General features: G+C 39.4%; 13 protein-coding genes and 4 tRNA genes. 4 read left to right on the forward strand and 13 right to left on the reverse strand.

All coding sequences use genetic code 11. From position 1 onward, the window contains the following. Positions 1 to 10 precede the first annotated feature (10 nt). The 11 genes from rplL to R8N23_RS17435 all read right to left on the reverse strand — a co-directional run bounded on the left by rplL (position 11) and on the right by R8N23_RS17435 (position 4,747). The gene (rplL, locus tag R8N23_RS17385; protein ID WP_318172876.1) at positions 11 to 388 is read right to left on the reverse strand and encodes a 50S ribosomal protein L7/L12; all 378 of its coding nucleotides are present in this window, start codon (positions 386 to 388) and stop codon (positions 11 to 13) included. A 39-nt stretch (positions 389 to 427) separates the two neighbouring features. Beyond that, positions 428 to 958 carry a 50S ribosomal protein L10 gene (gene rplJ, locus R8N23_RS17390; RefSeq protein WP_318172877.1) on the reverse strand — a complete coding sequence of 177 codons (531 nt, stop codon included), beginning with the start codon at positions 956 to 958 and terminating at the stop codon, positions 428 to 430. Positions 959 to 1,009: 51 nt separating this feature from the next. After that, positions 1,010 to 1,705 (reverse strand): 50S ribosomal protein L1, encoded by a 696-nt coding sequence (rplA, locus tag R8N23_RS17395; RefSeq protein ID WP_318172878.1) that lies wholly within the window; start codon positions 1,703 to 1,705, stop codon positions 1,010 to 1,012. A 17-nt stretch (positions 1,706 to 1,722) separates the two neighbouring features. Beyond that, the gene (gene rplK, locus R8N23_RS17400) at positions 1,723 to 2,163 is read right to left on the reverse strand and encodes a 50S ribosomal protein L11 (protein ID WP_318172879.1); all 441 of its coding nucleotides are present in this window, start codon (positions 2,161 to 2,163) and stop codon (positions 1,723 to 1,725) included. 2 nt (positions 2,164 to 2,165) lie between these two features. Continuing rightward, complete coding sequence (nusG, locus tag R8N23_RS17405; RefSeq protein ID WP_084373604.1) at positions 2,166 to 2,723, reverse strand: transcription termination/antitermination protein NusG; 558 nt, start codon at positions 2,721 to 2,723, stop codon at positions 2,166 to 2,168. Between the two features lie 22 nt (positions 2,724 to 2,745). After that, the gene (gene secE, locus R8N23_RS17410) at positions 2,746 to 2,934 is read right to left on the reverse strand and encodes a preprotein translocase subunit SecE (RefSeq protein ID WP_318172880.1); all 189 of its coding nucleotides are present in this window, start codon (positions 2,932 to 2,934) and stop codon (positions 2,746 to 2,748) included. 28 nt (positions 2,935 to 2,962) lie between these two features. Then, positions 2,963 to 3,035: transfer RNA gene (locus R8N23_RS17415), tRNA-Trp, on the reverse strand. Between the two features lie 113 nt (positions 3,036 to 3,148). Continuing rightward, positions 3,149 to 4,336 (reverse strand): elongation factor Tu, encoded by a 1,188-nt coding sequence (tuf, locus tag R8N23_RS17420; protein WP_318172881.1) that lies wholly within the window; start codon positions 4,334 to 4,336, stop codon positions 3,149 to 3,151. A 126-nt stretch (positions 4,337 to 4,462) separates the two neighbouring features. Continuing rightward, positions 4,463 to 4,534 (reverse strand) — tRNA-Thr (locus R8N23_RS17425). A 13-nt stretch (positions 4,535 to 4,547) separates the two neighbouring features. After that, positions 4,548 to 4,620, reverse strand: a tRNA-Gly gene (locus R8N23_RS17430). A gap of 44 nt (positions 4,621 to 4,664) precedes the next feature. Beyond that, positions 4,665 to 4,747: transfer RNA gene (locus tag R8N23_RS17435), tRNA-Tyr, on the reverse strand. A 255-nt stretch (positions 4,748 to 5,002) separates the two neighbouring features. On the opposite strand from R8N23_RS17435, the gene R8N23_RS17440 reads away from it, so the two are divergent. The 3 genes from R8N23_RS17440 to R8N23_RS17450 all read left to right on the forward strand — a co-directional run bounded on the left by R8N23_RS17440 (position 5,003) and on the right by R8N23_RS17450 (position 7,614). Continuing rightward, positions 5,003 to 6,901, forward strand: a complete 1,899-nt coding sequence (locus R8N23_RS17440) for a M1 family metallopeptidase (RefSeq protein ID WP_318172882.1) — start codon at positions 5,003 to 5,005, stop codon at positions 6,899 to 6,901. 180 nt (positions 6,902 to 7,081) lie between these two features. Then, a complete protein-coding gene (locus R8N23_RS17445; RefSeq protein WP_318172883.1) occupies positions 7,082 to 7,303 on the forward strand; it encodes a hypothetical protein in 222 nt (73 codons plus the stop codon). Then, positions 7,303 to 7,614: a type II toxin-antitoxin system RelE/ParE family toxin gene (locus R8N23_RS17450; protein WP_318172884.1), complete on the forward strand. Its 312-nt coding sequence runs from the start codon at positions 7,303 to 7,305 to the stop codon at positions 7,612 to 7,614. The genes R8N23_RS17445 and R8N23_RS17450 overlap by 1 nt, the downstream gene beginning before the upstream one ends. A 423-nt stretch (positions 7,615 to 8,037) precedes the next feature. Here the strand turns inward: R8N23_RS17450 and R8N23_RS17455 are convergent, their stop codons facing one another. Then, the gene (locus R8N23_RS17455; protein WP_318172885.1) at positions 8,038 to 10,527 is read right to left on the reverse strand and encodes a M1 family aminopeptidase; all 2,490 of its coding nucleotides are present in this window, start codon (positions 10,525 to 10,527) and stop codon (positions 8,038 to 8,040) included. 105 nt (positions 10,528 to 10,632) lie between these two features. Here R8N23_RS17455 and R8N23_RS17460 point away from each other — a divergent pair, with 105 nt between their 5' ends. Continuing rightward, positions 10,633 to 13,578: a DUF2723 domain-containing protein gene (locus R8N23_RS17460; protein WP_318172886.1), complete on the forward strand. Its 2,946-nt coding sequence runs from the start codon at positions 10,633 to 10,635 to the stop codon at positions 13,576 to 13,578. Positions 13,579 to 13,636: 58 nt separating this feature from the next. Here the strand turns inward: R8N23_RS17460 and R8N23_RS17465 are convergent. Beyond that, a protein-coding gene (locus R8N23_RS17465) for an IS3 family transposase (protein ID WP_318171684.1) occupies positions 13,637 to 14,883 on the reverse strand; the annotation gives its coding sequence in 2 pieces (ribosomal slippage) (positions 13,637 to 14,520 and positions 14,520 to 14,883; 1,248 coding nt in all). Positions 14,884 to 14,923: the final 40 nt, after the last annotated feature.

The raw sequence follows: 14,923 nt of genomic DNA on the forward strand, positions 1-14,923 counted from the left end.
AGTCAAATTTTTACTTAAGCTCTACTTCAGCTCCAGCTTCTTCAAGCTGCTTCTTAAGTCCTTCAGCTTCGTCCTTAGCAACACCTTCTTTTAATGCTTTAGGTGCACCATCAACTAGTTCTTTAGCTTCTTTCAATCCTAGTCCAGTCAATTCCTTAACCAACTTCACGATAGCCAATTTAGCTCCTCCTGGAGATTTCAAGATAACGTCGAAAGAATCTTTTTCAGCAGCTTCTTCTCCACCACCAGCAGCACCAGCAACCATTACTGGAGCAGCAGCAGCAGCAGGCTCGATGCCATGCTCTTCTTTCAAAATTTCAGCTAATTCATTTACTTCCTTTACAGTTAGTCCTACCAACTGATCAGCGAATGCTTTTAAATCTGCCATTGTATTTTAATATTTAATTTTAATAATTTGAAACCAATTTTAACGTTCTGACAACGTTTTGACCAATCCTGAAAGAGTTTGTCCTCCACTCTGTAGAGCAGATACAACGTTCTTCGCAGGAGATTGCAACAATCCAATAATCTCGCCAATAAGTTCGCTTTTCGACTTAAGTGTAGCAAGCGTATTCAAATGTTCCTCACCAATAAAGAGATCGTAATCGATGGAAGCTCCCTTTAATTTTGGTCTATCTGCACTGTCAGCTTTTTTAAATTCTTTGATGATCTTAGCAGGGACATTCGCATTTTCTGCTCCTGTAAACATTACCCCTGAAAATCCTGTTAATACTTCATCATTCAATGAAGAAAAGTCCGCATCAACAGTTTCCAAAGCTTTTCTGATAAGTGTATTTTTCACCACTTTGTACTCTACACCGTTATCAAAACATTTCTGTCTGAAATCATTTACTTCTGCTACAGTTAAACCTGAAGCGTCAGTAAAATAGAAATTACTAGTTTCCTTGAATTTCTCAGAAAGTTCTTTAATAACGACTGCTTTTTCTGCTTTAGTCATTTTGTTCTTTATTTAGAATCCTGCCGCAAGCGACATTGATTATAAAAGCTTTTAAATTCCAGCTGTAGCTTTATCAATTGTAACACCTGAGCTCATTGTACTTGAAAGACTAATGTTTTTCATGTAAGTACCTTTTGCACTAGCAGGTTTCAATTTGTTTACTACATTGATCAACTCCATTGCGTTGTCTTTGATTTGCTCAGCAGTGAAAGAAGCTTTTCCTACGCTTGCGTGAATAATACCAAATTTGTCAACTTTAAAATCAATCTTACCAGATTTCACTTCTTGTACCGCTTTTGCTACATCTAATGTCACCGTACCAGACTTAGGGTTTGGCATCAATCCTCTTGGACCTAATACTCTACCTATTCTACCTACTTTAGCCATTACTGTTGGCATTGTTACGATTACGTCGATATCAGTCCAACCTTTCTCGATTTTCGCGATATAGTCGTCCAATCCTACGTGATCAGCTCCAGCATCTTTAGCTTCTTGCTCTTTATCTGGAGTACATAGTACAAGAACTCTTACTTCTTTACCAGTTCCATGTGGAAGTGTCGCCACTCCTCTTACCATCTGGTCTGCCTTTCTTGGATCAACTCCTAGCCTAATATCAACGTCTACTGAGGCGTCGAATTTAGTTGTAGTGATGTCCTTTACTATCTGCGATGCTTCGTCGATGCTATAAGCTTTCGTCTTGTCATACCTCTCAGCAGCTAGTTTTTGACTTTTCGTTAATTTCGCCATGTTAATTTTTTAATTAATTAGGCCCAAGGGGCTTTACCACTTACTCTAATACCCATGCTTCGAGCTGTACCAGCTACCTGCTTCATTGCTGACTCTATCGTAAATGCATTCAAATCAGGCATTTTAGTTTCAGCAATTTCTTTCACTTGATCCCAAGTTACGCTACCCACCTTGTCGCGATTAGGCTCCGAAGAAGCCTTTTTCAGTTTTGCTGCATTGAGCAACAACACTGGCGCAGGAGGAGTTTTAATAACAAAATCAAACGACTTATCGGTATATATTGTAACAAGCACAGGTAATACCTGTCCCGCTTTTTCCTGGGTTCTGGCATTAAATTGCTTACAGAAGTCCATAATGTTAAGACCTTTACTACCTAGTGCAGGTCCTACAGGAGGAGAAGGATTGGCTGCGCCACCCTTTATCTGTAATTTTAAGTAACCACTAATTTCCTTAGCCATTTTTACTCTGTTTTTTCTACTTGTATATAATTAAGTTCTACAGGTGTGTTTCGTCCAAAGATTTTCACCATTACATTCAGCTTCTTCCTTTCTTCGAATACCTCTTCTACATTACCTGTAAATCCACTGAACGGACCATCCATTACCTTCACAGTTTCTCCTACTATAAAAGGAGTATCCAATTTCTCTTCGAATTCGTCTACTTCTTCTACTTTACCCAAAATTCGGTTAACCTCATTTTGTCTCAAAGGAACTGGAGTCTTGGCAGGACCGCCATCGTCGGCACCTAAAAAGCCAATTACACCCGGTATCTTAGTGATTGTATGTTGTACTTCGCCGTAGTTGAGGTCTGCAGAAATAAGGATATAGCCTGGGAAGAAATTTCTTTCTCTTACACGCTTTTTCCCATTTCTCATTTCATATACCTTTTCAGCAGGTATCATGACTTGAGGAATGTATTCTTCAAGACCCATTCTTGTGATTTCAGTTTCCAAGTAGGTTTTCACCTTTTTCTCTTGTCCACTAACCGCACGTACTACGTACCACTTAAATTCACTCATAATAGCGGGACTATTTGACTATTTATAGATTATAAAACCACTTTAATAGATTATCGAAACCGAAATCTATTATTCCAATGAAAATCGCGAAGATCAGGGAAGCGACCAATACCAAAATTGAACTACTCTGAAGCTCACTGTATTTAGACCATGTAACTTTATGGACCATTTCGTCATAAGACTCTTTAAAAAAGTTGATCAAATTTGCCATTACTCAAATCTTAGCTTTAAACATTTTGCACGGGTGGAGAGACTCGAACTCCCAGCCGCTGGTTTTGGAGACCAGTGCTCTACCAATTGAGCTACACCCGTAAAACCTTCAGCCCAAAAGGACTGCAAAATTAGAATTATTTTTGATTATAAACAAATGCGCTTCATTAAAAAATGAAACGCATTTGATAATCTTGTTATATCTGTATTAGACCTTAGTCTAAGATTTCAGTTACCTGACCAGATCCAACTGTTCTACCACCTTCTCTGATCGCAAATCTTAGTCCTTTTTCAAGAGCTACTTTGTTGATCAAAGTTACTTCGATAGTTACGTTATCACCAGGCATTACCATCTCTACTCCTTCAGGAAGCATGATTTCGCCAGTAACGTCAGTTGTTCTTAGGTAGAACTGAGGTCTGTACTTGTTAAAGAATGGAGTGTGACGTCCACCTTCCTCTTTAGACAATACATAAACTTCAGCTTTGAAGTGCTGGTGAGGATTAACCGAACCAGGCTTACAAATGATCATACCTCTTTTGATATCAGATTTCTCGATACCTCTAAGCAATAGACCAACGTTGTCACCAGCTTCACCTCTATCCAATATTTTTCTAAACATCTCAACACCAGTGATTGTAGACTTCATGTCTTCAGCACCCATACCAATAATGTCAACAGCGTCACCTGTGTTAGTAACACCTCTCTCGATTCTACCAGTAGCAACAGTACCTCTACCAGTAATAGAGAATACATCCTCTACAGGCATCAAGAAATCTTTATCTACAGCTCTTTCTGGAAGTGGAATGTAGTTATCTACAGCATCCATCAACTCTTCGATCTTAGCAACCCACTCAGGCTCACCGTTCAATCCACCAAGTGCAGAACCAGCGATTACTGGAATATCGTCTCCTGGGAAGTCGTACTCAGAAAGCAATTCTCTTACTTCCATTTCAACTAGCTCAAGTAGCTCAGCATCATCCACCAAATCTACTTTGTTCATAAATACAACCAAAGCAGGAACACCTACCTGACGAGAAAGCAAGATGTGCTCTCTAGTTTGCGGCATCGGTCCATCAGTAGCAGCAACCACGATGATAGCACCGTCCATTTGAGCAGCACCAGTAATCATGTTTTTCACATAATCGGCGTGACCAGGACAATCCACGTGAGCGTAGTGTCTGTTTTCTGTTTGGTATTCGATGTGAGAAGTATTAATAGTAATACCTCTTTCCTTTTCTTCTGGAGCGTTGTCGATAGAAGAGAAGTCTTTTTGCTCTGCCAGACCCTTGTTCGCAAGAACTGAAGAGATCGCAGCAGTCAAAGTTGTCTTTCCGTGATCCACGTGACCAATTGTACCAATATTCACGTGAGGTTTCGAACGGTCAAAGGTTTCTTTAGCCATGTCTGAAAATTCCTATTTTAGTTAAATATTAAATTAAATATAAAAAAAGGCTACACATAAATATATAGCACAATCACTCAAACCAATATTCGCCTTTTTTGAACAAAAAAGACTTTCAGAGCTATGAGCCAATGACGGGATTTGAACCCGTGACCTCTTCCTTACCAAGGAAGCACTCTACCCCTGAGCTACATCGGCTTGAAAAATTAAGAGCGGGAGACGAGGCTCGAACCCGCGACCTACAGCTTGGAAGGCTGTCGCTCTACCAACTGAGCTACTCCCGCTTAATTATTTCACTGATTTAGCTGGTAACTAAATCAGGCCAATGTGGGGGGAGCAGGATTCGAACCTGCGAAGACATAAGTCAACGGAGTTACAGTCCGTCCCAGTTGGCCGCTTTGGTATCCCCCCGTGTTCAATAAAATTGAGAACAATCCCTATCAAAATTGGAGAGTATTTCTCTCCCGTTTTTCTTAAGGAAGTGCAAAATTATATGCTTTTGATTCTTATTCAAATTTTTGCAAACTTATTTTCAGCAATATTTACTTTTTTTGATCCGCACCCTTTTAAGGCCGTTTAAACCCCATTTTCAGTCAAAAATCAAACTTTAATTTTATTACTTCACGAGATCATTAGATTTGTGAATATTATAAACAATAGATACCTATGAAGAAAAAGATAATGAATCCACTCTTACTCCTATTGAGCTGCTGTCTAATTTTATTCAGCTGTGAAAGCAATCAGGAATCCTTAAATGAAACTAACGATGAAATGAATGTCTCAGACACACATACATTTGCTAAGCCTCAAGAAGCGGTTGTTACTCATTTAAACTGGGACGCCCAAGTCAATTTTGAGCTGAAAAAAATTCAGGCGACGGCTACGCTAACCATCAAGACTTCGCAGGAAGCCACCCATTTGATATTGGATACGAAAGACTTGACCATTAATTCCGTAATGAATGGCAATAATGAATCTCTCAATTTTGTACTAGGTGAAAATCAACCTCATTTAGGAGCTCCACTATCTATTGATATTACGTCTAAGACCAAAAATGTAGTAATCACCTACGAGACTTCTGAAAAAGCAGAGGCCCTTCAATGGCTAGAGCCCAGTCAAACTACAGACAAGGCCTACCCTTTCTTGTTTACACAATCTCAAGCCATTTTGGCTCGATCGTGGATTCCAATTCAGGATTCTCCAGGCATTCGTTTTACTTATAATGCGCAGGTAAAAGTTCCTTCAGAATTGATGGCATTAATGAGTGCTTCTAATCCTACAGAGAAAAATGAAAGCGGAGTATACAACTTTGAAATGAAGCAAGCGATTCCTGCTTATCTCATGGCACTTTCAGTTGGTGACATTGAATTCAGTTCGCTTGGCGCAAGAAGTGGTGTGTATGCGGAACCTTCAGTATTGGAAAAATCAGCAGCTGAATTCGAAGATCTGGAAAAAATGATCAGCGCAGCTGAAGACTTGTACGGTCCTTACCGATGGGATCGATATGATATCATTGTATTACCTTCTAGTTTTCCTTTCGGAGGAATGGAAAATCCGAGATTGACATTCGCAACACCAACTATATTAGCTGGTGACAAGTCTTTAACTTCTTTGGTTGCTCATGAATTGGCTCACTCCTGGTCTGGCAACTTGGTGACCAATGCCAACTGGAATGACTTCTGGTTGAATGAAGGATTTACGGTATACTTCGAATACAGAATTATGGAAGCTGTTTATGGAAGAGATTATTCTGAAATGCTAGCGCTACTTTCTCTTCAAGACCTGAAAGCTGAGATAGAAGAAATGAAAGCGGATGGCAATTTCAAGGATACCAGTCTTAAACTAGATTTAACTGGAAGAAACCCTGACGATGGACTAACAGCTATTGCCTACGATAAAGGTTATTTCTTCCTGAGGCTCATGGAAGAAACTGTGGGTAGAGAAAAATGGGATGCTTTCCTAAAAGATTACTTCACCAACAACTCTTTCAAAACCATGACCACTAGAGAGTTCATTGATATTCTTCAAACGCAATTGTTTGATGCCTATCAAATGGACATCGAACCAGTTTTTTATGAAGCATGGATTTATACGCCAGGATTACCTGACAATTGTCCTGTGCCCGTTTCAGATAAATTTGAAAATGTGGACAAGGCACTAGCCACTTGGGCAGCCAATCAAAGCAAAGAAGAATTACAAACATCTTTTAATAGCGATAACTGGACCACACACGAATGGTTAAGATTTGTGAGGGGCTTACCAGAATCATTGTCTACAGAGCAAATGGCCAAACTTGATGAAGCCTTTGGATTTACTAATACTGGCAACAGCGAGATTTTTGATGTATGGGGTATTCTTGTAATTGCAAACAAATACGAACCAGCTTATCCGCAACTTGAATCATTTCTTGTAAACACAGGTAGGAGAAAATTCTTAATGCCGTTGTATAAAGAGTTTGTGAAAACGCCAGAAGGCACTGAAATGGCAAAAGCTATTTACGCCAAAGCAAGACCAAACTATCATTTTGTGGCAAGTAGCTCGATTGATGCCTTGCTTGGGATGTAAGATTGGACCACCCTTCCAGATTGAGGAAGTCTGGAAGGGTGATGTATCTCACAAAAAAAGTCAGATTTTACATACCAGGGGATTCTTTCAACAAGGCTTCTTTCCATTTTATATCGTTATAATTATATCTATTTTTACATAGCTTCGTTAATAATTGACTACCGCTAAATGGCTATTGATATGAGCTTACAATACATCACAGACGATAAAGGGCAGACTACAGGGGTTTATATTCCGATTCAGGAGTGGGACAACTTAAAGGCTAAATACGAAGGCATTGAGGAAGATGCCTATATCGTGCCTGAGTGGCAGAAGGAGATCGTTCGTGAACGCATCAAAAATACCAAGCCCGAAGAGTATCTTTCCTGGGAAGATGTCGAAAAACAACTCAAGCTCGATTAATGGCTCGCAATTTCAAAGTCCAGTACAACCCTCAGATTTATCTGGACATCCAAAAATTCGTAGATCACTACCGCAAAGAGACTGGCAACAATCAGTTGGGCACTCGCTTCATAAAGACGGTAAAAACCACCCTCAAAAAACTCAACAAATCTGCTTTACACTATCAGGTCAGATACGATGATATTCGGTTTCTACCCATCCCTGTTTTCTCTGTCATGGTGCACTATCGTGTAGATGAAGAAAATAATACTGTTTCTGTAGAGGCTATCTTTCATACTAAAGACGATCCTGAGAAGTGGACTGGCAGGTGATTAAAAAAACTAGGGTTTGTTGGGTGAGAAATTGCAAATTACGTGAACCCTGCACGGCCAAAATCGCTATGAAAGCAAATACTGAAATCAAACCTAAAGAAATTATCACAATGTAGGCTATTACCTTCTTTTTTGTATTGACCCCATCTCCCATTTGAACTATTGGATTTTCATACTCTCCAACAATGTATTTGTGATATAATGAGCTTTTAATTAAAAAATATAAAGGAAACAGAGACAATAGAGCAATCCCAGAATTACCCACCTTCCCAAAGAAATATATTGAACCGTAAAAAACAGCAGATAAAATAAAAGTTAGGAATATAGATAAAACCCACACAGCTCGTTCTAATCGTCTATCAGCCTTTTTGTTAATAATAGAAACACAACAAGTCAATAGGTATAGCAACATCGATTTTAACCTCATATCCCCTTATACAATTCCAACAACCTTTCATCTTTTTCATTGGCACGAACATCTTTGATAATAGCATCAACGCCTTCTATGTCCGACATCAACACCAAAGCCTGAAAGGCTGAAAACCTAGCCATATAATTGGAGTTGTTTCTGGCCACGTCTTCGAATTGAGGGATGGCGGCTTTCCTATATTGGTCCGGAGCCTCTAAGAGTTTTTCCGCGTAAGCCTGAATAAAGAAGAATAGTGTATTTCCGTCCAATCCATTCATTCGGTTCTGAAACCAGTCGAAGGAATCTTTGTGCTCTTGAAAGAGATAATATTCAGCAAGCATGATCACGATATTCAGGTTAGTTACCTCTTGTTGGCTAACTAAAAATTCAGCGGGTAACTTTTCTTCATTTTTGGTGAATTGGGCAATAGTGGATGCTGCCACCAGATATGAGGAGTCATTTAAGGCTTTATTGAATTCTGCTCTGTATTTTTCAAATCCGCTTTCTCCGATATAAGCGAGTGCATACGCTCTAACCTGTGAACTGGGATCGTTTAACATTTTCACAACATCGTTTTCATATTTTTTCAATTTCACTTCTTCGTCCATCAAATATTCCAAAGCATACTGTCTAACCATATAATAAGGATCTTCAAAAGCCTTTCTCAAAATTTGGTCAACGAGTTTTTTATCTTCGAAGGAATATAAACTATCCAGTGTTTCGATTCTACTATATAAACTACCGTCCTTCACAAACTGTGTAAAATATTCCTCTTCGGTTTTAGGGTGGTTGATAACACCGAGAAGTTGACGCTCGCTATCGAAAATGACAACATCCGGCTTTTCTTCCATCGGAAACTGATAGGTCTCAAAGGCTTCATTGATCACTATCGGGAAGCTAGCCAATTCGTCTCCTTTCCATATGTCCACGAATACTGGCAATTGGAATATGGGCATTTCGTCCTGATTTTGGGTTTGTTCCACAGTCAGAGTCAAAGTATCATTTTCATATGCATGTCTAACCTCAAGTTCAGGATGCCCGGCAAAGAAAAACCATTGGTCAAAAAACCAATTCAAATCCTCTCCTGTAACTTCTTCGAAAGCCATTCTCAACTGTGCTGCTTCCACGGAATTGAAGGCATTGGCATGCAAATAATTTTTCAAACCTAGAAAAAAAGCGTCATCTCCTATATAACTCCTCAACATATGCAAGACAGCTGCTCCCTTATTGTAAGTATGAGCATCAAACAAATCTTCCTGATCTTCATAATAGTAGCGAATCAAATTTTTAGGTTCTTCTGCCGCTTCTATCAAATAGGCCTCTTGTTCTACTAAAAAAGTATAGTCCGCTTCATCCTGACCATATTTGTATTGATTCCACAAGTATTCAGAATAACTCGCAAACCCTTCATTCAAGGTTAGATTCGACCAAGATTCGCAGGTCACTAGGTCTCCAAACCACTGGTGCATCAGCTCATGAGCAATGATGCCATCCCAATTGTCGTCAACTAAATATCGACGATCTACATTTAGGTCTTCATAAAATAAAGAAGCGGTAGTATTTTCCATAGCGCCTGACACATAATCACGAACTACAATCTGATCGTACTTTTTCCATGGATATGGATAACCCAATATATCAGAAAAGAAGGTCATCATTTCAGGCGTATGGCCAAATATATCCTTGGCATACTGACCATAATCTTCTTCCAGCCAATAAGCCAATGGTACATCATTCCATTCGTCTCTAGTAACACTGAACTCACCAATGGTCATCATAAATAAATAAGGAGGATGTGGTTGGTCCATCTCCCAAACATCTGTTCTTTTCCCGTTGGGCTCTTTAATTTGCTCTGTCAGCAAGCCATTAGACAAGGTCTTGAACTTGTCCTGCACGGTAATTCTCATTTTCTGCGTACAACGCTCATTAGGAATATCTATGGTAGGAAACCATCCAGAACTAGCTTCAGTTTCTCCCTGGGTCCAGATTTGTTGAGGTTTGTCAGGATCAGATCCATCTGCATTGATAAAATATAAACCTCGATTTTCTTCAATGGCTTCACTTCCACCCGCTTCTCGCTCGTAAGGTTTTGCTGTGTAATCAATGATCACTTGAATTGTGTCTTTACGAGTATGCGTCTTACTCAAAGGAATCAACATTTCCCAGCCATCATATTCAAATTCATTGGCCTTACCATTCACAGACACCGAATGGATATCCATTCCTTTGGCATCCAATACCAATGACTCTTGCTCATAAAATAATGGGGATAAATCCAAAGTAGCTGTTCCATTAAGATATCGCTTTTCCCAGTCGAAGGATACTGCCAAATCCGTATGAAGCAAATCCCATATTCTGGAAGCAGAGCCTTTGTATGTTAAGAGTTCTGACTCCATCAAATCTCCGGAAATCGTTTCTCCTTCACTATTCGATTGCGTAACTCCTTTATTCTGGACAAAAAATAAAATTCCAAAAATCAATGAAAGACATTTTGTATACTTCATACTACGTGAATTAAGTGTTCTGTTTTCAGCGCCCCAAGTTAACCTTTATTAACCTTTTGGTTTGACCAAATATGACTATTTTCGCCAGTTAAATTTCCATTTTTTATGAGCGATTACAATAAGTTAAACAATATAACCGGTTGGATTATTTTCATTCTAGCCACTACAGTATATGCCCTTACTGTAGAGCCCACTGCTAGTTTTTGGGATTGTGGTGAATTTATAGCTGTATCATACAAGCTTGAAGTTCCTCACCCACCAGGCGCACCATTCTTTTTATTACTAGGGAGATTGTTCTCTTTCCTTGCCATGGGTGACGTAACCCAAGTGGCTTATTGGATCAATATGTTGAGTGTATTGAGTAGTGGATTTACAGTACTGTTCCTGTTTTGGTCAATCACTCATTTAGCAAAAAAACTAGTCACTCCAGACACCAGTTATACCAACTTTGTCATCATAGGCAGCGGATTAATAGGCGCTTTGTCTTATACCTTCTCTGATTCGTTTTGGTTTTCCGCAGTAGAAGCTGAGGTTTATGGCATGTCTTCATTTTTCACTGCTTTTGTTGTTTGGGCAATGCTCAAATGGGAAAACATCAAAGACCCATCAGATGAAAACAGATGGATGATTCTAATTGCCTACATGGTAGGGCTTTCTATTGGGGTTCACTTGTTGAACTTGGTGACTGTACCAGCATTAGGTTTAATTTATTATTTCAAGAAAAGAGAAAAATTAAGCACGAAAGGTATTATCACTACGCTTTTGGCCAGTGGTGCAATTGTTCTAATAATTATGGAAGGTGTCATACCAGGACTACCAAGCTTTGCAGGCAAGATGGAAATCTTCTTTGTCAACAACTTAGGCCTACCTTTCAACTCAGGAATAATTTTCTTCATAGCCTTATTTTTAGGTGGTTTGGTGTATGGAATCTATTATTCCATAAAATCCAGCAATGCTACTTTGAATACGATCCTTGTAAGTTTTGCCTTTATCATAATCGGATACTCTTCTTATTCCATAGTGTTGATTAGATCTAATTATAATCCTCCGATCGATGAAAACAATCCGGAAGATGTATTGAGTTATGTTTCTTATCTGAAAAGAGAGCAATATGGTAGTAGACCATTGCTTCACGGTCAGGTATTTACTGCAGATATTGTAGATCAGAAAAAAGGCGCTGCAGTTTACACTAAAGGAGAGGACAAATACGAAATCACTGATCACAAATTAGAATACATCTATGACCCAGAGCATACGACCATCTTACCTAGAGCGTACAGCAATCAACCTGGGCACGTTCAACGTTATCGTGAAATCTTAGGGTTGAAAAATGGTGAGAAGCCAAGTTTCGGAGATAACCTGGCTTACATGTTCAAACACCAGTTGGGCACGATGTACTTCCGTTACTTCATGTGGAATTTTGCCGGAAGAGCTTCCGACATTCAGGGAGCGGACTGGGTAGGCCTCAATGATGCATTTGAAAAAGTACCTCCAATGCTCGAAGAAAATAAAGGAAGAAACATCTTCTTCATGATTCCTTTGATCCTAGGTATCATCGGCTTGACATTCCAATATTATAAAGACCCGAGAAACTTTGCCTTTGTTGGTCTGTTGTTCTTCTTAACTGGAGCAGCGATTGTATTGTATTTGAACTCCCCTCCTACAGAGCCGAGAGAAAGAGATTACATCTATGCGGGCAGTTATTATGCCTATGCTTTTTGGATTGGCATAGGGTTTATCGCCATATTTAATGGCCTAATGGCAGTGATCAAAAAAGGAATACCAGCTGCAGCTATTGCACTTGTCATTTGTTTATCAGCTCCAATCATTATGGCTTCTGAAGGCTGGGATGATCATGATCGATCAAACAGATACTTCTCCGTAGATTCAGCGAAAAACTTCCTGGCTTCTTGTGAGCCAAATGCCATCATTTTCACAGGAGGAGACAATGATACTTTCCCATTATGGTATGTGCAGGAAGTAGAAGGATTCAGAACTGACGTAAGAGTAATTGTATTGAGCTACTTCAACACGGATTGGTACATCGCTCAAATGATGCGCGATGCTTATGAATCAAAACCACTTCCGTTTGGATTGACACTTGACAATTATAAACAAGGTGGTTTGAATGACTACTTGCCATTAGTCGAAAGGCAAAACATAAAAGGTGGTACGATGAACGCAGCTCAGTTTATCAAGTTGATCAAAGAAGAACACCCAGCGTTGGCAGTACCGACTTCTATCAGCAGCTATAACTCCGTGCCTGCCAAAAACTTCTACTTACCGATAGATTCGGCTAAAGTGATGGAAATGGGAATTATCCCAGAACAATTTGCTTCAAGACTTTCTGATCGCATGACCTGGAGCATGAAAGGCAGAGGGTTAGAGAAGAAGGATTTGGCGATTTTGGATTTGATTGTGAACAACAATTGGGAAAGGCCAATTTATTTCAACAATACATCCGCCTCAAGTGTAAACTTCAATTTGAAGGACTACATGGTTCAGGAAGGGAATGCCTTCAGGTTATTGCCAATAAAAAGTCAAACCTCTGGTGAAATGTTTGTGAATACGGATATCATGTTTGACAATATGATCAACAACTTTCATTGGAGAGAGTTGGACAACCCTACAGTTTATTATTCCGAAGACTACAGAAATTTCGTTTTGAATCACAGAGCTAGTTTCAATACCTTAATTGAAAATTTACTAGCTGAAGGAAAAACTGAAAAAGCACGAGAGGCTCTAATGAAATGCCTGGAGTTCATGCCAGATGATGTAATCAGATATGACCACTTTAGCGTGCAACAAGTAGGTTACTTGATTCTTGTTGGTGAAGAAGAAAAAGCGATAGAAATGGCTGAATTGATTTCACAAAGATCTGATGAGATGCTGACCTACTTATATACTACAGGCAATCTGGACAGATTTGAATTACAAAAGAATCTGATCTCACTCAGCGAATTGGCTAGAACATTCAGAGGGACTGAAAACCTCGAGCTTGCTAGTAAGTATGAGGAACTATTCAGAAAACACTACGAACTGGTTCAATAGAATTGATACCCATAAAACATGACCCGTCCTAAAATAGGTTGACGGTTTTTAAAAAGATTTAAGTAAAACCTGTGGATTGATATTCACAGGTTTTTTCATGTATAAAGTTAGGTGTTTTATAGTTGAGACTTAGATGAGGTCTTTGATTGTTGTAGGTATCTATTGACTCTTTGATCAGTATTTTCAATTCTTGGCCAGTATTGCATTTATGAATGAGGAACTCCCCCTTTAGGATACCATTAACTCTTTCTGCTAGTGCATTTTGATAGCAGTCATACCCATCGGTCATAGATGGGGTGATTTGATGATTACTAAGCTCAGACTGATAAAGAGTGGAGCAATATTGTAATCCTCTATCGGAATGATGAATAAGCGTTTGGGTTGTTTTTCTGTTTTTGACAGCAACTTTCAGTGCTTTGACCACGTGTTCAGCACTCATGTCATCACTGAGGTGATAGCCCATAATCTTTCTACTATATGCATCTGTGACCAAAGAGAGGTAATGGGTTCGCTCCCTACTTTTGATGTAAGTAATATCACTGACAAAAACTTCTTCAGGGCGAATAGCTTTCCGATCCTTCAATAGGTTGGGGTATTTTCTCAACCAATGCTTACTGTTGGTAGTTTTTGTATAATTCTTCTTTGGCTTGATGAGCAGGTGTTCGGCTCTTAAATAGTTGAACAAAGCATCTCTACCCACTTTTATGTTTTGCCGGTCAAATTCACCTTTCAATGAATGGTACAGCTTCCGCGTGCCCAGTCGGGGCATTTGCATCCTTACCTTTTGGACAAGGGGTTTGATCCTGGAGAGTTCTTCTGCTCTTTGCTTAGATCTCTGTATTGATTGATAAACCGCCTGTCTACTAATCCCAAACAGTCGACAGCTACGTGAGAGACTCACGTGCTTTTCTTCTCGGATGCGCCAGATTGTTTGGGTAATCCCTTTTTTCTGATTGAAGTTCCGTGTTCTTTGTCTGAGATGTCAATCATCATATTAAGAATCTCATTCTTCAATCGCTCATCAGATAATTCACGTTCTAATCGCTTGATCTTCTGTGCTGGTGTCTCTTTTGATTTAGGTGAGGCCATAAAGTGTTGCTTCGGGTGACTCCAGTCTAATTTACCATATCTGCGTAACCAAACCAAAACTGTACTCCTTCCTTGTATACCATAAGTTTTTTGGGCTTGCTTGTAGGTCATTTCGCCTTTTTCCACTTCAGATACAACCGCCAGTTTAAAGCCCATGTTGTAGTCGCGCTGGGTGCGCTTTTTCCCTCCTAAAGAACTGCGCTTCTCGTCTTTCATAAATAAGTCGTTTTTGTGTCAACTTATTTCAGGACGAGAC

The sequence above is a fragment of the Reichenbachiella sp. genome (assembly GCF_033344935.1).
GTDB lineage: Bacteria > Bacteroidota > Bacteroidia > Cytophagales > Cyclobacteriaceae > Reichenbachiella.